This window comes from Pseudomonas sp. GXZC (assembly GCF_026967615.1).
Taxonomy (GTDB): Bacteria; Pseudomonadota; Gammaproteobacteria; order Pseudomonadales; family Pseudomonadaceae; genus Aquipseudomonas; species Aquipseudomonas azotoformans_A.
The window spans coordinates 6,012,758-6,035,079 of record NZ_CP114115.1 but is presented as its reverse complement, the minus strand read 5'-3'; the positions used below and the strand labels follow the sequence as shown (position 1 = coordinate 6,035,079).

The 22,322-nt window shown below is 59.2% G+C and carries 13 protein-coding genes and 2 rRNA genes; 13 read left to right on the top strand and 2 right to left on the bottom strand.

Going from position 1 to position 22,322, the window contains the following annotated elements:
- Window positions 1-91: 91 nt before the first annotated feature.
- The 11 genes from OZ428_RS28510 (at window position 92) to OZ428_RS28460 (ending at window position 18,141) form a co-directional block, all read left to right on the top strand.
- A 23S ribosomal RNA gene (locus tag OZ428_RS28510) occupies window positions 92-2,980 on the top strand.
- 153 nt (window positions 2,981-3,133) lie between these two features.
- Window positions 3,134-3,249 (top strand): 5S ribosomal RNA (gene rrf / locus OZ428_RS28505).
- 144 nt (window positions 3,250-3,393) lie between these two features.
- A complete protein-coding gene (gene recC, locus OZ428_RS28500; protein WP_269132029.1) occupies window positions 3,394-6,846 on the top strand; it encodes an exodeoxyribonuclease V subunit gamma in 3,453 nt (1,150 codons plus the stop codon).
- On the top strand, window positions 6,843-10,517 hold the full coding sequence (gene recB, locus OZ428_RS28495; RefSeq protein ID WP_269132028.1) for an exodeoxyribonuclease V subunit beta: 3,675 nt from the start codon (window positions 6,843-6,845) through the stop codon (window positions 10,515-10,517). The genes recC and recB overlap by 4 nt, the downstream gene beginning before the upstream one ends.
- Window positions 10,514-12,583: an exodeoxyribonuclease V subunit alpha gene (recD, locus tag OZ428_RS28490; protein ID WP_269132027.1), complete on the top strand. Its 2,070-nt coding sequence runs from the start codon at window positions 10,514-10,516 to the stop codon at window positions 12,581-12,583. Before recB ends, recD begins: the two co-directional genes overlap by 4 nt.
- Before the next feature lie 142 nt (window positions 12,584-12,725).
- Window positions 12,726-13,301 carry a YfiR family protein gene (locus tag OZ428_RS28485; RefSeq protein ID WP_269132026.1) on the top strand — a complete coding sequence of 192 codons (576 nt, stop codon included), beginning with the start codon at window positions 12,726-12,728 and terminating at the stop codon, window positions 13,299-13,301.
- The gene (locus OZ428_RS28480; RefSeq protein ID WP_269132025.1) at window positions 13,298-14,560 is read left to right on the top strand and encodes a diguanylate cyclase domain-containing protein; all 1,263 of its coding nucleotides are present in this window, start codon (window positions 13,298-13,300) and stop codon (window positions 14,558-14,560) included. Before OZ428_RS28485 ends, OZ428_RS28480 begins: the two co-directional genes overlap by 4 nt.
- Window positions 14,561-14,564: 4 nt before the next feature.
- On the top strand, window positions 14,565-15,056 hold the full coding sequence (locus OZ428_RS28475; RefSeq protein WP_269132024.1) for an OmpA family protein: 492 nt from the start codon (window positions 14,565-14,567) through the stop codon (window positions 15,054-15,056).
- 288 nt (window positions 15,057-15,344) lie between these two features.
- Window positions 15,345-16,292 carry a TauD/TfdA family dioxygenase gene (locus tag OZ428_RS28470; protein WP_269132023.1) on the top strand — a complete coding sequence of 316 codons (948 nt, stop codon included), beginning with the start codon at window positions 15,345-15,347 and terminating at the stop codon, window positions 16,290-16,292.
- A 53-nt stretch (window positions 16,293-16,345) separates the two neighbouring features.
- A complete protein-coding gene (locus tag OZ428_RS28465) occupies window positions 16,346-17,194 on the top strand; it encodes an EamA family transporter (RefSeq protein ID WP_269132022.1) in 849 nt (282 codons plus the stop codon).
- Window positions 17,194-18,141 (top strand): LysR substrate-binding domain-containing protein, encoded by a 948-nt coding sequence (locus tag OZ428_RS28460; protein WP_269132021.1) that lies wholly within the window; start codon window positions 17,194-17,196, stop codon window positions 18,139-18,141. The genes OZ428_RS28465 and OZ428_RS28460 overlap by 1 nt, the downstream gene beginning before the upstream one ends.
- Before the next feature lie 45 nt (window positions 18,142-18,186).
- On the opposite strand, the gene OZ428_RS28455 is transcribed toward OZ428_RS28460, so the two are convergent.
- Both OZ428_RS28455 and OZ428_RS28450 read right to left on the bottom strand, forming a co-directional pair.
- Window positions 18,187-18,477: a DUF3077 domain-containing protein gene (locus tag OZ428_RS28455; RefSeq protein ID WP_033900338.1), complete on the bottom strand. Its 291-nt coding sequence runs from the start codon at window positions 18,475-18,477 to the stop codon at window positions 18,187-18,189.
- Between the two features lie 314 nt (window positions 18,478-18,791).
- Window positions 18,792-19,739 (bottom strand): LysR family transcriptional regulator, encoded by a 948-nt coding sequence (locus OZ428_RS28450; protein WP_269132020.1) that lies wholly within the window; start codon window positions 19,737-19,739, stop codon window positions 18,792-18,794.
- Between the two features lie 129 nt (window positions 19,740-19,868).
- Here OZ428_RS28450 and OZ428_RS28445 point away from each other — a divergent pair, with 129 nt between their 5' ends.
- Both OZ428_RS28445 and mmsB read left to right on the top strand, forming a co-directional pair.
- A complete protein-coding gene (locus tag OZ428_RS28445) occupies window positions 19,869-21,386 on the top strand; it encodes a CoA-acylating methylmalonate-semialdehyde dehydrogenase (RefSeq protein ID WP_269132019.1) in 1,518 nt (505 codons plus the stop codon).
- 15 nt (window positions 21,387-21,401) lie between these two features.
- Window positions 21,402-22,289: a 3-hydroxyisobutyrate dehydrogenase gene (gene mmsB, locus OZ428_RS28440; RefSeq protein ID WP_269132018.1), complete on the top strand. Its 888-nt coding sequence runs from the start codon at window positions 21,402-21,404 to the stop codon at window positions 22,287-22,289.
- Window positions 22,290-22,322: the final 33 nt, after the last annotated feature.

Genomic DNA, 22,322 nt, shown 5'->3' with positions numbered 1-22,322 from the left:
GGTAAAATTTGTGAGTTACTCAGTTTTGAGTATTATCGAATTTTCGGCGAATGTTGTCTTCACAGTATAACCAGATTGCTTGGGGTTATATGGTCAAGTGAAGAAGCGCATACGGTGGATGCCTTGGCAGTCAGAGGCGATGAAAGACGTGGTAGCCTGCGAAAAGCTTCGGGGAGTCGGCAAACAGACTTTGATCCGGAGATGTCTGAATGGGGGAACCCAGCCATCATAAGATGGTTATCTTACACTGAATACATAGGTGTAAGAGGCGAACCAGGGGAACTGAAACATCTAAGTACCCTGAGGAAAAGAAATCAACCGAGATTCCCTTAGTAGTGGCGAGCGAACGGGGACTAGCCCTTAAGTGGCTTTGAGATTAGCGGAACGCTCTGGAAAGTGCGGCCATAGTGGGTGATAGCCCTGTACGCGAAAATCTCTTAGTCATGAAATCGAGTAGGACGGAGCACGAGAAACTTTGTCTGAATATGGGGGGACCATCCTCCAAGGCTAAATACTACTGACTGACCGATAGTGAACTAGTACCGTGAGGGAAAGGCGAAAAGAACCCCGGAGAGGGGAGTGAAATAGATCCTGAAACCGTATGCGTACAAGCAGTGGGAGCCCACTTTGTTGGGTGACTGCGTACCTTTTGTATAATGGGTCAGCGACTTATTTTCAGTGGCGAGCTTAACCGAATAGGGAGGCGTAGCGAAAGCGAGTCTTAATAGGGCGTCTAGTCGCTGGGAATAGACCCGAAACCGGGCGATCTATCCATGGGCAGGTTGAAGGTTGGGTAACACTAACTGGAGGACCGAACCGACTACCGTTGAAAAGTTAGCGGATGACCTGTGGATCGGAGTGAAAGGCTAATCAAGCTCGGAGATAGCTGGTTCTCCTCGAAAGCTATTTAGGTAGCGCCTCATGTATCACTGTAGGGGTAGAGCACTGTTTCGGCTAGGGGGTCATCCCGACTTACCAAACCGATGCAAACTCCGAATACCTACAAGTGCCGAGCATGGGAGACACACGGCGGGTGCTAACGTCCGTCGTGAAAAGGGAAACAACCCAGACCGTCAGCTAAGGTCCCAAAGTTATGGTTAAGTGGGAAACGATGTGGGAAGGCTTAGACAGCTAGGAGGTTGGCTTAGAAGCAGCCACCCTTTAAAGAAAGCGTAATAGCTCACTAGTCGAGTCGGCCTGCGCGGAAGATGTAACGGGGCTCAAACCATACACCGAAGCTACGGGTATCACGTAAGTGATGCGGTAGAGGAGCGTTCTGTAAGCCTGTGAAGGTGAGTTGAGAAGCTTGCTGGAGGTATCAGAAGTGCGAATGCTGACATGAGTAACGACAATGGGTGTGAAAAACACCCACGCCGAAAGACCAAGGTTTCCTGCGCAACGTTAATCGACGCAGGGTTAGTCGGTCCCTAAGGCGAGGCTGAAAAGCGTAGTCGATGGAAAACAGGTTAATATTCCTGTACTTCTGGTTATTGCGATGGAGGGACGGAGAAGGCTAGGCCAGCTTGGCGTTGGTTGTCCAAGTTTAAGGTGGTAGGCTGGAATCTTAGGTAAATCCGGGATTCTAAGGCCGAGAGCTGATGACGAGTTAACTTTTAGTTAACGAAGTGGTTGATGCCATGCTTCCAAGAAAAGCTTCTAAGCTTCAGGTAACCAGGAACCGTACCCCAAACCGACACAGGTGGTTGGGTAGAGAATACCAAGGCGCTTGAGAGAACTCGGGTGAAGGAACTAGGCAAAATGGCACCGTAACTTCGGGAGAAGGTGCGCCGGTGAGGGTGAAGGACTTGCTCCGTAAGCTCATGCCGGTCGAAGATACCAGGCCGCTGCGACTGTTTATTAAAAACACAGCACTCTGCAAACACGAAAGTGGACGTATAGGGTGTGACGCCTGCCCGGTGCCGGAAGGTTAATTGATGGGGTTAGCTAACGCGAAGCTCTTGATCGAAGCCCCGGTAAACGGCGGCCGTAACTATAACGGTCCTAAGGTAGCGAAATTCCTTGTCGGGTAAGTTCCGACCTGCACGAATGGCGTAACGATGGCGGCGCTGTCTCCACCCGAGACTCAGTGAAATTGAAATCGCTGTGAAGATGCAGTGTATCCGCGGCTAGACGGAAAGACCCCGTGAACCTTTACTATAGCTTTGCACTGGACTTTGAATTTGCTTGTGTAGGATAGGTGGGAGGCTTTGAAGCGTGGACGCCAGTCTGCGTGGAGCCAACCTTGAAATACCACCCTGGCAACTTTGAGGTTCTAACTCAGGTCCGTTATCCGGATCGAGGACAGTGTATGGTGGGTAGTTTGACTGGGGCGGTCTCCTCCTAAAGAGTAACGGAGGAGTACGAAGGTGCGCTCAGACCGGTCGGAAATCGGTCGTAGAGTATAAAGGCAAAAGCGCGCTTGACTGCGAGACAGACACGTCGAGCAGGTACGAAAGTAGGTCTTAGTGATCCGGTGGTTCTGTATGGAAGGGCCATCGCTCAACGGATAAAAGGTACTCCGGGGATAACAGGCTGATACCGCCCAAGAGTTCATATCGACGGCGGTGTTTGGCACCTCGATGTCGGCTCATCACATCCTGGGGCTGAAGCCGGTCCCAAGGGTATGGCTGTTCGCCATTTAAAGTGGTACGCGAGCTGGGTTTAGAACGTCGTGAGACAGTTCGGTCCCTATCTGCCGTGGACGTTTGAGATTTGAGAGGGCTGCTCCTAGTACGAGAGGACCGGAGTGGACGAACCTCTGGTGTTCCGGTTGTCACGCCAGTGGCATTGCCGGGTAGCTATGTTCGGAATAGATAACCGCTGAAAGCATCTAAGCGGGAAACTAGCCTCAAGATGAGATCTCACTGGAACCTTGAGTTCCCTGAAGGGCCGTCGAAGACTACGACGTTGATAGGTTGGGTGTGTAAGCGCTGTGAGGCGTTGAGCTAACCAATACTAATTGCCCGTGAGGCTTGACCATATAACACCCAAGCAATTTGACTACTCGAAAGAGCATCAGATTGCGGTGTGTGAAGACGATAGAACCGAAAGTTCGATCTCACAAAACACCGAAAGCTATCACATACCCAATTTGCTGAAGCGAGGCACCTGCCACGACTCAGTACCCGAATTTCTTGACGACCATAGAGCATTGGAACCACCTGATCCCATCCCGAACTCAGCAGTGAAACGATGCATCGCCGATGGTAGTGTGGGGTTTCCCCATGTGAGAGTAGGTCATCGTCAAGATTAAATTCCGAAACCCCATTTGCGAAAGCAGATGGGGTTTTGTTTTGGGCGGTCGAAAAGACAGCTAACATCCCAATTCCGCCAACAACTGCCCACAGTGCTAAAGTCGCACCCTCGATTTTTGCTTTTCCCAAGGAAGCCGTTATGCCGGATGCGACGTCCCTCAGCCCTGGATTCATGGTGGTTCACGGCAACCGCCTGGACGAACTGCGCAGCCTGGTGGTCAGTTGGATGCGCCGCTATCCCCTCGCGCCCCTGGAAAACGAAATCGCCCTGGTCCAAAGCAACGGCATCGCCCAGTGGCTCAAGCTGGCCCTGGCTGAAGATCCGGAAGACGACGACATGGGCGGTTGCGGCATCGCCGCAGCAATCGATGTTCAACTGCCCGGCAGCTTTATGTGGCAGCTCTACCGCATGGTCTTAGGCAAAGATGAAATTCCGCCCAAGTCCCTGCTCGATAAAGCACCGCTGACCTGGCGCCTCATGCGCCTGCTGCCGGAGCTTATCGATCAACCGCACTTCGAGCCGCTGCAGCGCTTTCTCACCCACGACACCGACCTGCGCAAACGCTACCAACTCGCCGAGCGCCTGGCTGACCTGTTCGACCAATATCAGGTCTACCGCGCTGATTGGCTCGAAGACTGGGCTGCCGGCCGCCACCAACTGCGCAACGGTCGAGGCGAGTCAAAACCGCTCAATCCGGCCAATTGCTGGCAAGCCGAACTATGGCGCGCACTGCTGCTGGATGTCGGTGAAGAAGGCATGGCCGAAAGCCGCGCCGGGGTTCACCAGCGTTTTATCGAGCGCATCAATACACTGGAAACAGCGCCTGCGGGCCTGCCATCCCGAGTCATTGTTTTCGGCATCTCCTCGTTGCCCGCCCAGGCACTGGAAGCCCTCGCCGGCCTCGCGCGATTCAGCCAAGTCCTGCTCTGCGTGCACAACCCCTGCCGTCACCATTGGTCTGACATCGTCGCCGACAAAGACTTGCTACGTAACGAATACAAGCGCCAGGCGCGTAAAGCCGGCATGCCGGTCACCATCGACCCACAAACCCTGCACCAGCACGCCCACCCGCTGCTGGCCGCCTGGGGCAAACAAGGCCGTGACTACATCAGCTTGCTGGACAGCTACGACGACCCCAACAGTTACCGCGCAGCATTCCGCGATGGCCGCATCGACCTGTTCAGCGACAGCGAGCCCACCACACTGCTCAACCAGCTCCAAGACGACATCCTGGAACTGCGTCCACTCAATGAAACCCGCGAGCGATGGCCTGCTGTCGACCTGGAACCTGATACCTCCATCCGCTTCCACATCGCCCACAGCGCCCAGCGCGAAGTGGAAATCCTGCACGACCAACTGCTCCAACGCTTCAGTGCCGACCCCTCGCTGCGTCCGCGAGATATCATCGTCATGGTCCCGGATGTCGACAGCTATGCGCCGCATATCCGCGCCGTGTTCGGCCAACTCGAACGCAATGACCCACGCTTCATCCCGTTCACCCTGACCGACCAGGGCCAGCGCGGCCTGGACCCGCTGCTAATCGCCGTCGAACATCTGCTGAAACTGCCCGACAGCCGCTTCCCGGTGAGCGAGATCCTCGACCTGCTCGACGTGCCGGCCCTGCGCGAACGCTTCGCCATCCAGGAGCGCGACCTGCCGACGCTGCATCGCTGGATCGAAGGCGCCGGCATCCGCTGGGGGCTCAACGCCGAACAACGTGCCGGCCTAGGCCTGCCAGCAGAGTTGGAACAAAACAGCTGGCGTTTCGGCCTGCGCCGCATGTTGCTTGGTTACGCCGTAGGCACCGGTGCCGCGTGTGAGGGTATCGAGCCCTACGATGAAATCGGTGGCCTCGACGCAGCGCTCATTGGTCCTCTGGTCGCTTTGCTCGACGCACTCAACGACGCACATCAAGCACTGTCGCTACCTGCGGCTCCTGCGCAATGGGGTGAGCGCCTGCAACGCCTGATGCAACTGTTCTTCCTGCCCAGCAGCGAACACGATGACTACCTCTTGGGCCAACTCGAACAACTCAGGGAAACCTGGCTGGAAACCTGCGAATCCGTCGGCCTGCAGGACGAGTTACCTCTGACCGTAGTCCGCGAAGCTTGGCTCGCAGGTCTGGACCAAGGTCGCCTCTCCCAGCGTTTCCTCGCCGGAGCTGTCAATTTCTGTACGTTGATGCCCATGCGAGCGATCCCATTCAAGCTCGTTTGCCTGCTCGGCATGAACGATGGCGATTACCCACGCGCCCAACCCCCGCTGGACTTCGACCTGATGGGCAGCGACTACCGCCCCGGCGACCGTTCACGCCGTGAAGACGACCGCTACCTGTTGCTCGAAGCACTCCTGTCAGCCCGCGACCAACTGTACATAAGCTGGGTGGGCCGCAGCATCCGCGACAACAGTGACCGCCCTGCGTCGGTACTCATCGGCCAACTGCGTGACCACCTCTCCAGCGGCTGGCACCACGCTAATGGCGATGAATCGCTGATCGACGCCATGACACAAGAGCACCCACTGCAACCGTTCAGCGCCCGTTACTTCCATGAGGGCGACGCGCTGTTCAGCTACGCCCGTGAGTGGCAATTACTGCATGAAACGCCGGATGCCATGCCAAAAGAAGAAGAACTCAGCTCGCATCAACAGGACGAACCCCTGAGCCTCGGTCAGCTTCAAGACTTCCTGCGCAACCCGGTCAAACATTTCTTCAGCCAACGCCTGAAAGTGTTCTTCGAAGCCGCCGAAGTGCCACTGGCCGACGAAGAACCCTTCGTTCTCGACGCCCTGCAACGCTACAGCCTGAGCGACAGCCTACTGAGCGCCGCACTCACCCAACCCGATCATCTCGACCAAGCCCTGAACGCCCAGGCCCTGCGCCTGCAAGGCAGTGGCCTGTTGCCGATGGTGGGTTTCGGCGAATGCCTGCGCAACGAACTGATCGAACCGTTACCCGATCTGTTGCGACGCTATCAGCAACTGCTCGTCCTCTGGCCCACCCCGCACACCGGCGCCGAACCAGTCAGTTTTGAGCATAATGGCGTGCAGCTGGAAGGCTGGATCAGTGGTCTGTATCGACGCAGCGATGGCGGGTTGCTCAGCATTACCACCATCCCCAACAGCATCGGCTCGATCAAGACCCGCAAGTGGCATCGCCTGATTCGCCCCTGGGTCAATCACGTGGTTGCCTGCGCCTGCGGCCTGCCGCTGAGCACCGGCTTGGTGGCCAGCGATGACACCCTGCTGCTGCCGCCTCTGGATAAAGCCAATGCCCAGGAAATCCTCGGTAACCTATTGCTGGCCTGGCATACCGGCATGAGCCAACCGTTACCCGTCGCCGTCAAAACCGCTTTCGCTTGGCTCAGCCAAACTGACCCCGCCAAGGCCCAGGCGGCGGCCAGCAAAGCGTACGAAGGCGATGGCCTGACTACCGATGGCGAACGCCGCGAAACCCCGGCGCTCACCCGGCAATTCCCCGACTACGCCACGCTCATCGCCAGCGAAGAATTCGAAGGTTGGTGCGAAACTCTATATCGCCCGCTGCTCAATGCCCCGTGGCGATCACTGACAGGCGAGGAGGCCGGCGCATGAACAGCAAACCCTTGGCCCTGGCCTTCCCGCTCAAAGGCAGCCAACTGATTGAAGCCAGCGCCGGCACCGGCAAGACCTTCACCATCTCTGCCCTCTACCTGCGGTTGGTTCTCGGCCACGGTGGCGACGAATCAGGCTTTGGTCGCGAACTGTTGCCGCCGCAAATCCTGGTAGTGACTTTCACCGATGCGGCCACCAAAGAACTGCGCGAACGCATCCGCATCCGCCTGGCTGAAGCAGCACGCTTCTTCCGCGAAGAAATCGAACAGCCCGACGCCCTGATCGCTGATCTACGCGACGAATACCCACTCGAACAATGGCCAGCCTGCGCCAACTGCCTGGACATCGCCGCGCAATGGATGGACGAAGCCGCCGTCTCGACCATCCACAGTTGGTGTCAGCGCATGTTGCGCGAGCATGCGTTCGACAGCGGCAGCCTGTTCACCCAAACCCTGGAAACCGATCACAGCGACTTGCTCGGCGAAGTGTTGCGCGATTACTGGCGACTGTTCTGCTACCCGATGCACGACGACGCACTCAATTGGGTACGCAGCAACTGGGGTGGCCCCGCCGCATTGATGCCGCGAGTGCGCGCGTTGTTCGGCAGCGAACGGCCCACGGATGAAGCCCGCGAGCCCGCAGAGCTGATCACAGCCTGCCTGCAAGAGCGCCGCGAAGCGCTGACAGCCATCAAGGCGCCTTGGCAACAATGGGCCGCCGAGCTGCGCGATATCTGCCTGCAAGCCGTGGCCGCCAAAGCTGTCGATGGTCGCAAGATGCAAGCGCGTTACTTCGAACCCTGGTTCGAAAAGATCAGCGCTTGGGCCGCTGACGAAACCCTCGAACAACTCGACATCGGCACCGGCTTCACCCGCTTGACGCCCGACGGTATGGCCGAAGCCTGGAAGGGCGAGCCGCCGCAGCATCCTGGCATCGACGCCATGGCCGGTCTCAAGGCGGCCCTTGATGCGCTGCCAACCCCCGACGCCGCCGTGTTGCAACACGCGGCCGGCTGGGTCGGCAAACGCTTTGAAGAAGAAAAACGCCGTCGCGCCGAAATGGGTTTCGACGACATGCTCATCCGCCTCAACGCTGCACTGCAAGCCGACGGCGGCGAACGCCTGGCCAGTGTGATCCGCGAGCAATTCCCGGTGGCCCTGATCGACGAGTTCCAGGATACCGACCCGGTGCAATATGCCATCTTCGACAGCATTTACCGCATCGAAGAAAACCACCTCGACAGTGGCCTGTTCCTGATCGGCGACCCCAAGCAAGCGATCTACGCCTTCCGTGGCGCCGATATCTACACCTACCTGCGCGCCCGTCAGTCCACCACCGGCCGTCATCACACGTTGGGCACCAACTTCCGCTCCAGCCACGCGATGGTCGAGGCGGTGAACCACGTGTTCCAGCGAGCGGAAACAGGTCGCGGCGCATTCCTGTTCCGCGAGCCCAATGGTGAGAATCCGGTGCCGTTCCACTCGGTACTGTCCCAGGGGCGCAAAGAACAATTGCAGGTAAATGGCCAAACGCTGCCAGCGATGAATCTCTGGCACTTGCCTACCGACCAGCCGGTTTCCAACGTGCTGTATCGTCAGCAACTTGCGGCGGCCTGTGCCACGCACATCGTTGAATTGCTCAACGGCGGGCAGCAGGGCAGCGCAGGCTTCTTACAACCGGACGGCAGCTTCAAAGGCGTGCGTCCGTCAGACATCGCCATTCTCGTGCGTGACGGCAAGGAGGCCCAGGCCGTGCGCGCCGAGTTGGCCGCCCGTGGCGTGCGCAGCGTCTACCTGTCCGACAAGGACTCGGTCTTCGCCGCCCAGGAAGCCCACGACCTGCTGGCCTGGCTCAAGGCTTGCGCCGAACCGGATGTGGAACGTCCGCTGCGTGCTGCTCTAGCCTGCGTCACCCTGAACCTGTCACTGCCGGAGCTGGAGCGTCTGAACCAGGACGAACTGGCGTGGGAAAGCCGCGTCATGCAGTTCCGTGGCTACCGTGCGATCTGGCGTACCCAAGGCGTGCTGCCGATGCTGCGTCGTCTGCTTCACGACTTCAAACTGCCGCAAACCCTGATCGCGCGCAGTGATGGCGAACGTGTTCTGACCAACCTGCTGCACCTCAGCGAGTTGCTGCAACAGGCCGCATCGGAACTGGACGGTGAACAGGCACTGATCCGCCATCTGGCCGAACACCTGGCACTTTCTGGTCAGGCGGGTGAAGAACAGATCCTGCGCCTGGAAAGTGACGAGCAACTGGTCAAGGTCGTGACCATCCACAAATCCAAAGGCCTGGAATACGACTTGGTTTTCCTGCCGTTCATCTGCTCAGCCAAACCCGTGGATGGCAGCCGATTGCCCCTTCATTACCATGATGAAAACGGCAAATCCCAGGTCAGCCTGCGTCCTACGCCTGAGCTGGTCGCAAAGGCCGACAACGAGCGCCTGGCCGAAGACCTGCGCCTGTTCTACGTCGCCCTGACACGCGCCAAGCACGCCTGCTGGCTGGGCATCGCCGACCTCAAGCGTGGCAACAGCAACAGCTCCGTGCTGCACCTGTCGGCGCTGGGCTACTTGCTCGGTGCAGGCGTCTCGTTGGGTGAGTCCGCCGGCTTGGCACGCTGGCTCCTGGACCTTCAAGAAGGTTGCACCGCCATCAACTACGCCCAGGTGCCCGAAGCGCAAGACATCCTTTTCCACCCACCGCGCAACGAAGCCACGCTACGAGCGCCGCTCCTGCCCAAGCGCAAGGCCGCGGAAAACTGGTGGATCGCTTCCTACAGCGCCTTGCGCATTGGCGACAGCATGAGCGCCGCCCCGCTCGAAGCACCGGAAAGTCCACAGGCCCAGAAGTTGTTCGATGACGAACGGCTCGACCCCGATGCACCCCGCGAAGTGGCGGCGTCCGGCGGCGATATTCACCGTTTCCCACGGGGTCCTAACCCAGGGACCTTCCTCCACGGCCTATTGGAATGGGCAGGGGAGGACGGCTTCAACGTTACGCCCGAGGCCATCGAAAAAGCCGTGGGCGCCCGCTGCAACCGGCGCAACTGGGAAGGCTGGATCATCACCCTCAGCAGCTGGCTCGGCCACCTGCTGCAAACGCCATTGCCTGTGGACAACGGTCACGTCTCCCTCAGTGGTTTGCAGCAGTACCAGATCGAGATGGAATTCTGGTTTGCCAGCCACAAGGTTGACGTACTCGCCGTCGACAAACTAGTGTGCCAATTCACCCACAACGGCGCTTCCCGCGTTGCCGCCGAGCCTGTACTGCTCAACGGCATGTTCAAGGGCTTCATCGATTTGACCTTCGAACATGATGGCCGCTATTACGTGGCCGACTACAAATCCAACTGGCTGGGCCCCGACGATTCGGCCTACACCTTGGATGCCATGGAACAGTCGATCCTCGATCATCGGTACGACCTTCAATACGTACTTTACCTACTGGCCCTGCACCGCCAACTCAAGGCGCGCCTGCCGGACTACGACTACGACCGGCATGTCGGCGGCGCGCTGTACATTTTCCTGCGGGGCACGCAGTCCGCGAGCCAGGGCGCGTATTTCACCCGACCGCCGCGGGAACTGATCGAAGGCCTGGACCTGCTGTTCCAGGGCAAGCCCATCCCGCCCAAGGTTGAGCCCGCCTGGGAACAAGGAGTGTTGTTATGAGCCTGTCGCCGCTACCGCTGGAGGCGCTGATGCCTCTCAGCCGCGCCGCCGACCTGGTGCAATTGCTGGAGCGCTGGGTCGACCGTGGCTGGTTGCGTGCCTTGGACAAAGCCTTCGTGGGTTTCCTGCACGAGCTTGACCCTCAGGCCGACCCGCTGGTGCTGCTGGCCGCCGCGCTGACCAGCCATCAATTGGGCCATGGTCACGTCTGCCTCGACTTGTTCGAAACCCTCAAGGCGCCGGATTTTGCCCTGTCCTTGCCGCCAGAGGGCGATCTGCAAACCGGCGCCATGTTGTTGCCGTCGCAGTTATTGGAAGGCTTGGACGGCGCCCACTGGTGCCACACACTGGCCGCCAGTCACCTGGTGGCGCTGGCGGTCGATGGCAGCGAATCCGCGCAGAGTCGTCCTCTGGTGCTGTCCGGCAAGCGTCTGTACCTGCGCCGCTACTGGACTTACGAACGGCGCATCGACAGCGCCTTGCGCCTGCGTCTTGCCACTCAGGAAAACGTGGCCGGCGATTTGCCGCAGCGCCTCAACAGCCTGTTCGATCAACCGCCGCCCGACGGTGTGATCGACTGGCAAAAACTCGCCTGCGCCCTGGCCACACGCGGCGCATTCAGCATCGTCACTGGCGGCCCTGGCACTGGCAAAACCACCACCGTGGTGCGCCTGCTCGCGCTGTTGCAGGCGCCGGCTGTGGAATCTGGCAGCCCATTGCGCATTCGCCTGGCCGCCCCCACCGGTAAGGCCGCCGCACGCCTCACCGAGTCCATCAGCCAACAAGTGCTGTCGCTGAAAGTGCCGGACAGCGTGAAGGAAAAAATCCCGACCCAGGTCACCACCGTCCACCGCTTGCTGGGCAGTCGCCCAGGCACACGGCATTTTCGTCATCACCTCGGCAATCCATTGCCCCTGGATGTGCTGGTGGTGGACGAAGCCTCGATGATCGACTTGGAAATGATGGCCAACCTGCTCGACGCCTTGCCGCCCCACGCACGCTTGGTACTGCTGGGTGACAAGGACCAACTGGCGTCGGTAGAGGCGGGCGCTGTCCTCGGTGACTTGTGCCGCGACGCCGAAGCCGGTTTCTACAACGCCGACACCCGCCAATGGCTGCAAGCCGTCAGCGGCGAAGACCTCAGCGCCAGCGGCCTGCAGGAAGACCTCGACTGCAGCCACCCCCTGGCCCAGCAAGTGGTAATGCTGCGTTACTCGCGACGTTTCGGCGAAGGCAGTGGCATCGGTCAACTGGCGCGCTGGGTCAACCAGCAAAACGCTGATGAGGCGCGCAAACTGCTCGCCGCGCGCAGTCACGCTGACCTGTTCTGCGTCAGCCTCAAGGGCGAACACGATCACGCCCTCGAACGCCTGGTGCTGGACGGGCAGGGCGACGGTGCCGAGGGCTATCGCTATTACCTCAATCTGTTGCAGAGCGCCCGCCCATCGCCGGATACGCCGCGTGAAAGTGAGGCCTGGACCCACTGGGCGCAACAACTGCTGCAAGCCTTCGACGCGTTCCAACTGCTCTGCGCGGTGCGCAAAGGCCCCTGGGGCGTGGAAGGCCTGAACCTGCGCATCACCGCCGCCCTGCGCAAGGTGCGGCTGATCGAAGGCGACGAGCAGTGGTACGAAGGCCGCCCGGTGCTGATGACCCGCAACGATTACGGCCTGGGCCTGATGAACGGCGACATCGGCATCGCGCTCAAACTGCCCGAAAGCGACGGCGGCCCCCAGGTGCTGCGCGTGGCCTTCCCACGCAACGACGGCCAAGGCGGTGTGCGATTTGTGCTGCCCAGCCGTCTGAACGATGTGGAAACCGTGTACGCCATGACCGTGCACAAATCCCAGGGCTCGGAATTCACCCATACCGCGCTGATCCTGCCGGATGCGCTGAACCCGGTGCTCACCAAAGAGCTGATCTACACCGGCATCACCCGGGCCAAGCGCTGGTTCAGCCTGATCGAGCCCCGAGGCGGCGTGTTTGAAGAGGCCGTCAGGCGCAAGGTCAAGCGTTTGAGTGGGTTGATGCTGGAGCTGGGTCACGAATCGGAAAAAACTGACTGATAGGTCATGCCAGATTTCTGGTTCAGTCGCCTGATTTTTCTGGAAAAATAGCGGCCCCTGCGAAGACCTACTCTTCGCGGGGTTTTCCGCCGCTGTGCTATCGTTGCGGCATCATCTAAAAAACACCTGAGAGAATCGCTGCATGAACGTGGCTGTCTCGCCCAAAGAACGCAGTTTGAGCTGGAGACGCATGCTGCTGGTGGCGTTCCTGTGCGTGTTCGCGCCACACGCTTTCGCCCAGGCGCCCGACCCTGCGGGCCTTGCCGCCCAGCGTGCGCAGGCCGTCACCCAAGTAGTATTGGGTATCCTCAGTTATGCGCGCTGGCCGGTAGAACCTGCGCAATTGCGCCTGTGCATCGTTGGGCCGACCCAATACACCGACGACCTGATCAAAGGCACCACCCAAGCCACCGGCCGCCCAGTGGTGGTGCAGCGCCTGCTGGCCAGCCATCCCGATATCGTCAATGCGTGCGACGCGGTGTACATCGGCAAGCTTAGCGCCGATGAGCGCAGCCAGTTGTTCACCTCGTTGATCGGCCATCCGGTGCTGAGCATCAGCGAAGGCGGCGACCAATGCACCGTGGGCAGTCTGTTCTGCCTGCGGGTGAGCGATGAGCAGGTGTCGTTCGAGGTCAACCTCGACTCCGTCGCCCGCAGCGGCGTGCGCATTCACCCGAGCGTGTTGCAGTTGTCCCGCCGCCGAGCGCCTGCGTCATGACAGCCGTCAAAGCGCGGCCGACCCTGCGTTCCGTCATTGGTCGCGGGCACATGATCCTGGCGCTGGTGGCGGTGACGCTGGCAAGTGTTTCCCTGACCCTGCTTGGCGTGCTGGCGCTGCGGGTCTATGCCGAGCACAACCTGCACCTGATCGCACGCTCCATCAACTACACCGTGGAAGCGGCGGTGGTGTTCAACGACAGCGCGGCGGCCACTGAAGCCCTCAGCCTGATTGCCTCCACCGAAGAAGTGGCCGAGGCCGAAGTCTTCGATGCCAATGGCAAGCGGTTGGCGAAGTGGATACGCCCGGAAACCGGCATGCTTTCGCGGGTCGAGTTGGAGCTGGCGCACACCCTGCTCGAACAGCCCATCAGCCAGCCGATCCTGCATCAAGGCAAAGCCATTGGCAGCATTCATCTCACCGGCCACGGCGGTAGCCTGCTGCGCTTCCTGCTCAGCGGCCTGGCCGGGATCCTCATCTGTACCGCCCTCAGCGCATGGGTTGCCCTGCACCTGGCGCGGCGTTTGTTGCGCGGCATCACCGGCCCATTGCAAAGCCTCGCCGCCGTGGCCCATGCCGCCCGTAGCGAGCGCGATTTCGACCGCCGCGTGCCACCGGCGCAAATCGCCGAACTCGACAGCCTGGGCAGTGACTTCAATGCCTTGCTCGGCGAAATGGAAGCCTGGCAGAGCCACCTGCAAAGCGAGAACGAGTCCCTCGCCCACCAGGCCAACCACGACAGCCTGACCGGCCTGCCCAATCGTGCGTTCTTCGAAGGCCGTTTGATCCGCGCCCTGCGCAGCGCGGCCAAGGCCAAGGAACAGGTGGCGGTGCTGTACCTCGATAGTGACCGTTTCAAAGAGATCAACGACAGCTTTGGCCACGCCGCCGGCGATGCTGTCCTAGTGGCGGTCGCCGAGCGCGTGCGTGCGCAATTGCGTGAAGATGACCTGGTGGCACGCCTGGGCGGCGACGAGTTCGCCATCCTGCTGGCGCCATTGCACAAGGCGGAAGACGCCGAGCGCATCGCCGACAAGATCATCGCCAGCATGGACCGGCCTATCCCTGTGCCCGGCAACACCCAGGTGTTGACCTCCCTCAGTATCGGCATTGCCATTTACCCCGATCATGGCGCCACCCCTGGCACCTTGCTCAATGCCGCCGACGCGGCGATGTACCAGGCCAAGCGTTTGTCCTCGGGCGGCCAGCAAACGGCGGAGTCGGATAACCCCGTCGTCAACGTTCAACACAGGAGTTGATCCCTTGTTCACGACCGCGCGTTTCATGTTTATCACCTTGCTGGTAGCACTGCTCGCCCTCGGCGGCTGCCAGACGCCGCCCCCCAAAGGCCTGACCCCGGCGCAAGTGGCCGTCCTCAAGCAGCAAGGCTTCGAACTGACGGACGAAGGCTGGGCATTCGGCCTGTCCGGCAAAGTGCTGTTCGGCAGCGACGTCGAGACTCTCAACCAACCCAGCACCGACATCGTCCAACGCATCGGCAAGGCCCTGCTAGGTGTCGGCATCGAACGCGTGCGCGTCGACGGCCACACCGACGCTTCCGGCAAGGAAATCTACAACCAGCAACTGTCCCTGCGCCGCGCGAAAAGCGTGGCGGCGGTGTTGACCGGTGTGGGCATGAAGGAAGAGAACATTCAACTGCGCGGGCTGGGCAGCAGCGAGCCGGTGGCACCGAACACTACGGTGGCGGGGCGCACGGAGAATCGGCGGGTGTCGATTGTGGTGATTGCGGACTGAGTCACTACCCCCATCTCAACTTGAAACCCAATCAATTGTGGGAGCTGGCTTGCCGGCGATAGCGGTGTCTCAGTACCGGATGTACTGACTGACATACTGCCATCGCAGGCAAGCCAGCTCCCACAGTTGGTTTTGTGGTGTGCCTGAAACAGCGTTTGCTAAGTAACTTCTCCGTAGGAAAGCGCTGCCATGACGAATTTTGATGGCTAGGCTGACGAGGTTTCGCTTTTTTGCAAATGGTGGACTTAGTTAAATGAACGCTCCAACTAACCACCGTAAAGGATTGCGATGAACATAAACGTCAGTGATTTCCGGCAAGCAGTTTCCAAAGTTAGACTTTCAAAATTTGCCTTCGATGAACTTTTGAGCACAAGAGAGTTGCTAGCATCTGAAAGTCAGGGGGCTCGATTCGATACCAAGACTGCCTACATCAATTCTCTACAATCATCCGTCTTGAGTGAGGAGCTAGATAGAATCCGAAACATGATCGACCATGAATGCCATGTCTTGATTCTTGATGGTTTTAAGGTCGAGAAACTTGAAACCTTTAAATCACTGATATGGACATTTGGTTCGCTACTCGGCGTACCCATGGTACAGAATCATCTGGGTCACAAGGTGATTGAGGTTTATGACAGAGGCGGTAAGAGTATTGAGGAGGGGGCGAGATACCATCAAACCCGTCAAGGTGCGTACGTACACAACGATGGAGTGAGCGATCCGCTACCTATTGATTACTTGATCCTGGCTTGCGGACAGCAAGCGCTTTTGGGCGGCGAGAGCATCCTGATTGATGCAAGCGCGGTATATGCGGAGCTGATGGCGTTTCCAGAAATATTGGAAGAGCTTAAATGCAACTTCTTTTTTGAAAACCGCGGGATGTCAGATGAAGAGCAGCTTTTCAAGGCGCCCATTCTGAGCTTTTCCAATGAAGGCATTCCACTGATCAGATACTTTCGGGTTTACATTGAATCCGCCCACATCAAGGCGGGAGTGCCGTTAACGGTGGCTCAATGTCAAGCGCTGGACTTTCTGGATACTGTTCTCGATCAGTCATCCGTTCAGCAGCGAGTGTTGCTGGAACCAGGGCAGGTACTTATTTCGGCCGATAATAAGTTTCTTCATACTCGCACGCACTTCATTGACAGGAATACGCCACGTTGTGCGATAGATGATGCTGAGTCTTTGAGCGATCTAAATCGCTACATGCTACGGATGTGGTTGCGCAAACAATGATACCTCGATGCCCATAGCGTACATTCTCTACTATCCGCCACAAGCCGAGCCCCATGGACAACTCCGATATCGCGATCACGCTGGTCTTGATCTCAGCCTTCATGCACGCCACTTGGAACGCTGTCGTCCGCGCCGGCAGCAGTCGCTTCATGACCTTGGCCATGGTGGATGGCACCGCGCTGGTGATATGCCTGTTGGCGTTGCCGTTTGTCAGCGTGCCGAGCCTGGAGGTGTGTGGCTACATCCTCGTCTCCGTGGGACTCAATACGGTCTATCGGTTATTTCTGATCAAAGCCTACGAAACGGGTGATTTCGGGCAGGTGTACCCGGTGATGCGAGGGATTCCGCCCGTATTGGTCGCGCTGTTTTCCTACTTTATGTTGCATGAGCAATTGTCACGCGAGGCACTGGCGGGTGTGGTGTTGATTTGTGTGGGCATCATCAGCCTGACCTTTGTGCGCAGGATGACGGCGCAGATGCTCAAGCCGATCCTGATGGCGGTGTGTGCCGGGGCGTTTATCGCGGCTTACACGGTGGTGGACGCCAAAGGCGTGAGAGCCAGTGAAACGGTGTTGCAATACATCATCTACCTGACGGTATTCCAGAGCATTCCGATCCCGGTGCTGGCGTTTTCCAGGGAGCGTTTGGCCTTGATGCGTGCGATACGTGGGCATTGGCGAGTCGGCCTGTTGGGCGGTGTTTTTTACCTGGCGTCTTACGGATTGGTGTTGTTTGCGTTGTCGCTGGACGCGGTGGCCAAGGTCTCAGCGCTGCGGGAAACCAGTGTTATTATCGGCGCCATTATTGCCGCGCTGTTCTTTCACGAACGGTTCGGTTGGCGACGGATGCTGTCGGCATTCGTCATTGTTTGCGGGATCATCTTGATCAAAGTGAGCACCTGATGGCCCAGCGTCCGCCTCCCACTCCGATGCTTCAAGCGTTCGTCAGCGCTGCGCAAACCGGTAGCTTTGCGCGTGCGGCGTCGCAGCTTAACCTCACTGCCAGTGCCATCAGCCATCAAATTGCAGGCCTGGAGGAGTGGTGGGGCGTGCAGTTGTTTGAGCGGCATTCGCGCGGCGTCAAGCTGACGTCCGCAGGGCAGGCTTTGTTGCCGGTCACCGACGGATTTTTCAAGGCGCTGGATGGGGTCTTGCATTCACTCAACCCCGCAAAATCCCGACCGCTGTACCTCTCATGCACGTCCTCGCTCTGCTCGACATGGCTGATCCCCAGGATGCACGGCTCTCACACTGAGGCCTCATTCAACCTTGATCTGGTGTTGACCAGTGCTGACATCAACCGCACTAGTCTGGAAGCGCATCAATACGATGTCGCGGTGGTGATGGGGTATGGCGATTACCCGGATCATCATGTTGAACTGCTGATGCGTGACGCGGTGTTCCCCGTTTGCTCGCCGGAATTTCTAAGGCCGAAGGGGGATATTGCGCCGGAGGATGTCGCCCAATACCCGCTGATTCATAGGGTGGACGATCAGGTGTGTCCGGGGTGGGAAAGCTGGTTTGCGTTTCAGGGCCTGCCGACGCCGCCTTATCACCATGGGCCTCGATTTCCGGATTCGAGCCTGGCGATCAGTCTGGCGGTAAAGGGCACAGGGATTGCGCTGGGCAGGACTGCGTTGGTGTATGACCAATTGGAAAACGGTGCATTGGTTGCGTTGAAAAGCCCCGTAATGATGTCCCCAGCGGCCTACTACATCATTTGTCGAAATGGGCGGCAGTCAGAGCCGGATATTGCGCGTCTGATTGAATGGCTCAAGACCCGTGCGGGCGAGTTCCTGCGCGAAGTTCGGGCTCGGTATCCACAAATAGCCGGGACCACCGGCGTTTAAATGTGGGAAGGAGCAGGGCTCCTCCCGCATTCGAGCGGTGATCGCTTAACGGCTTGGTGTCATCGCTTGCGTCAGGTCATCGACCACGGCTTTGCCCATTTCACACAGGTAATGCGCGGCCCATGCGTATTGCTCGCCGCGAACATCCATGGCGGCTTCCATCGCGAGTTTCTTGGAGTAGAAAAGCAGGGTGGAGGCGTGCTCTAACGCTTCCTCAATGGGCATGCCGGCGTTGACGCGGAACAGGGGTTTTTCGTTTTCGCCGTAGTCGCCGAAGGTGACGACGCCGAGGGTGGTGATGGAAGAAAGCGGTGGATCGGGGACGATTTTAGTCATGATCTATACCTGGGAGTTTAGGGAGCCACCCACTCATGTCGCTAAACATGAAAGGGTGGCAGCTGTACGCAGGTTAGCGAACCGGACCCAGGACCCGGCAGACCCGAAGGTCTCCCACGCACAGCCGCCATAACACGACAACGACGAGCATGAAGCGCTTGCCGTTGGAGGCTGTGTCCGGGTTCGGGTCGCTAAACCCGTTCGCTGATGTCAGCGAAGTACGGAGGCTAATGACTCGAACCCTAAGGCACAATAGGCCGGAGATTCTCTAGGAAACGTCCTGCAAATTAAAGCGAATCATCGTTGATGGCCCTTTAATCCGCGAACTTGATCTCCCTGGTCTCCCCCATCAACAGCCCCTGATTCTGCTCCGTCACTTCCCTGATGTAGTCCCACAACAACGTAATCCGCTTCAACTTCCTCAAATCCTCCCGGCAATACATCCAGAACTGGCGAGTGATAGAAATCTGCTCCCCGAGCACCGGCAACAACCGCGGATCCTGCGCCGCCAAAAAACACGGCAATATCGCCATCGACCGCCCTTGCTGCGCCGCCACGTACTGCGCGATCACGCTGGTACTGCGCAAGCTGGCGCTGGCGCCGGGCACCACGTTGGCCAGGTACAGCAACTCCGAGCTGAAGGCCAGGTCATCCACATAGCTGATAAACGGATGCTCGGCCAAATCCGCCGGTTTGCGGATCGGCGGGTGTTGGTCGAGGTATTCCTGGGTCGCGTACAGCTTCAGTTTGTAGTCGCACAGTTTGCAGCACACATAGGGCCCATGTTCCGGGCGTTCCAGGGCGATGACGATGTCAGCTTCGCGTTTGGACAGGCTGATGAAGTGGGGCAGTGGCAGGATGTCTACCGAGATGGCGGGGTAGGTGTCGACGAAGTGGCTCAATTGCGGGGTGACGAAGAAGCTGCCGAACCCTTCGGTGCAGCCCATGCGTACATGGCCCGACAGCGCCACGCCGGAACCGGAGACTTGCTCGCAGGCCATGTGCAGGGTGCTTTCGATGGACTCGGCGTAGCCCAGCAAACGCTGGCCTTCGGTGGTGAGGACGAAGCCGTTGGTCCGGGATTTTTCGAACAGCAACGTACCGAGTGACACTTCCAATGAACTGATGCGCCGCGACACCGTGGTGTAGTCCACCGCCAGGCGCTTGGCGGCCACGCTGGCCTTGCGGGTGCGGGCCACTTCGAGGAAAAACTTCAGGTCATCCCAGTTCAGGGAGCCCAGCGACGTGATGTTTTTTTGCATATTGGTCCGGCTTTTATGTGCGTTCTTATTAGAGATTTGCACATCTATACTCCAAAAACAGTCCGAACGCCTCATTTCCCAAGGCGGTTACGCGCCTTGTCTCTGCATAAATATAAGATTGGAGACCACATGAACGCATCTGCCGATATTTCCGTGCAACAGGTCAAGTTGCTGATCAACGGCGAGTGGGTCAAGTCCAAGACCACCGAGTGGCAAGACATCGTCAACCCGGCTACCCAAGAGGTGCTGGCCAAAGTCCCGTTCGCTACGGCCGATGAAGTCAACGCTGCCATCGACGCTGCCCATCGTGCCTTCCAGACCTGGAAGCTGACGCCGATCGGCGCACGCATGCGCATCATGCTCAAGCTGCAAGCCTTGATCCGCGAACATTCCAAGCGCATCGCCGTGGTGCTCAGCAACGAGCAGGGCAAGACCATTGCCGATGCCGAGGGCGATATTTTCCGTGGCCTGGAAGTGGTGGAACACGCCTGCTCCATCGGCACCCTGCAAATGGGCGAGTTCGCTGAAAACGTTGCCGGTGGCGTCGACACCTACACCCTGCGCCAACCCATTGGCGTGTGCGCCGGCATTACTCCGTTCAACTTCCCGGCGATGATTCCGCTGTGGATGTTCCCGATGGCGATTGCTTGCGGTAACACCTTCGTGCTCAAGCCGTCCGAGCAGGACCCGTTGTCGACGATGCTGCTGGTGGAGTTGGCACTGGAAGCAGGCGTGCCGGCTGGCGTGCTCAACGTGGTGCACGGCGGCAAGGATGTGGTGGATGCGCTGTGCACCCATAAAGACATCAAGGCCGTGTCCTTCGTCGGCTCGACCGCCGTGGGTACTCACGTGTATGACCTGGCCGGCAAACACGGCAAACGTGTGCAGTCGATGATGGGCGCCAAGAACCACGCGGTGGTGCTGCCGGATGCCAACCGCGAACACACCCTCAATGCTCTGGTCGGCGCCGGTTTTGGCGCGGCGGGTCAGCGTTGCATGGCCACTTCGGTGGTGGTGCTGGTGGGCGCGTCCAAGCAATGGTTGCCGGACCTGAAAGCGCTGGCGCAAAAACTCAAGGTCAACGCGGGCAGTGAAGCGGGCACTGATGTCGGCCCAGTGATCTCCAAGCGCGCCAAGGCACGTATCCTGGAACTCATCGAGAGCGGCGTGAAAGAAGGCGCCAAGCTGGAGCTGGACGGTCGCGACATCAAGGTGCCGGGCTTCGAGCAAGGCAACTTTGTCGGCCCGACCCTGTTCTCGGGCGTGACCACCGATATGCAGATCTACACCCAGGAAATCTTCGGCCCGGTGCTGGTGGTGCTGGAGGTCGCGACCCTCGACGAGGCCATCGCCCTGGTCAACGCCAACCCGTTCGGCAACGGCACCGGCTTGTTCACCCAGAGCGGCGCGGCGGCGCGCAAGTTCCAGAGCGAAATCGACGTAGGCCAGGTCGGCATCAACATCCCGATCCCGGTGCCGGTCCCGTTCTTCAGCTTCACCGGTTCCCGTGGCTCCAAGCTCGGCGACCTCGGCCCGTACGGCAAGCAAGTGGTGCAGTTCTACACCCAGACCAAGACCGTCACCAGCCGCTGGTTCGATGACGACACGGTCAACGATGGCGTCAACACCACCATCAACCTGCGCTGATTCCGGGAGACGACCATGAAGATTGCATTTATCGGCTTGGGCAACATGGGCGCACCCATGGCCCGCAACCTGATCAAGGCCGGCCATGCGCTGAACCTGTTTGATTTGAACCAGGTGGTGCTCAAGGAACTGGCCGAGCTGGGTAGCACTATCAGTGACTCACCGCGTGATGCGGCCAGCGGCGCTGAGTTGGTGATTACCATGCTGCCCGCTGCTGCCCATGTGCGCAGCGTGTGGCTGAATGAAGACGGTGTACTTGCTGGCATCGGCAAAGGCGTACCGGCGGTGGATTGCAGCACCATCGACCCGCAGACCATCCGTGATGTGGCGGCTGCGGCGGCCAAGCAAGGTGTGGCCGTGGCCGACGCTCCTGTCTCCGGGGGCACCGGCGGCGCCGCAGCCGGGACGCTGACCTTTATGGTCGGCGCCACCCCGGAACTGTTCGCCACCTTGCAACCGGTGCTCGCGCAGATGGGCCGTAACATCGTGCATTGCGGTGAAGTGGGTACCGGGCAAATCGCCAAGATCTGCAACAACCTGTTGCTGGGGATCAGCATGGTCGGCGTCAGTGAGGCCATGGCCTTGGGCGACGCGCTGGGCATCGACACGCAAGTACTGGCGGGGATCATCAACAGCTCCACCGGGCGCTGCTGGAGTTCCGACACCTACAACCCATGGCCGGGCGTGATTGAAACCGCGCCGTCGTCGCGGGGGTACACCGGTGGGTTTGGTGCCGACCTGATGCTCAAGGATTTGGGCTTGGCCACCGAAGCGGCGCGTCAGGCCAAGCAACCCGTGATTCTGGGCGCTGTGGCCCAGCAGTTGTATCAATCGATGAGCCAGCGCGGAGAAGGGGGCAAGGACTTCTCGGCGATTATCAACAGCTATCGCAAGCCCAAATAGGGGCGTTTTCCGGGAGCCGGCATTTAGTGGCTC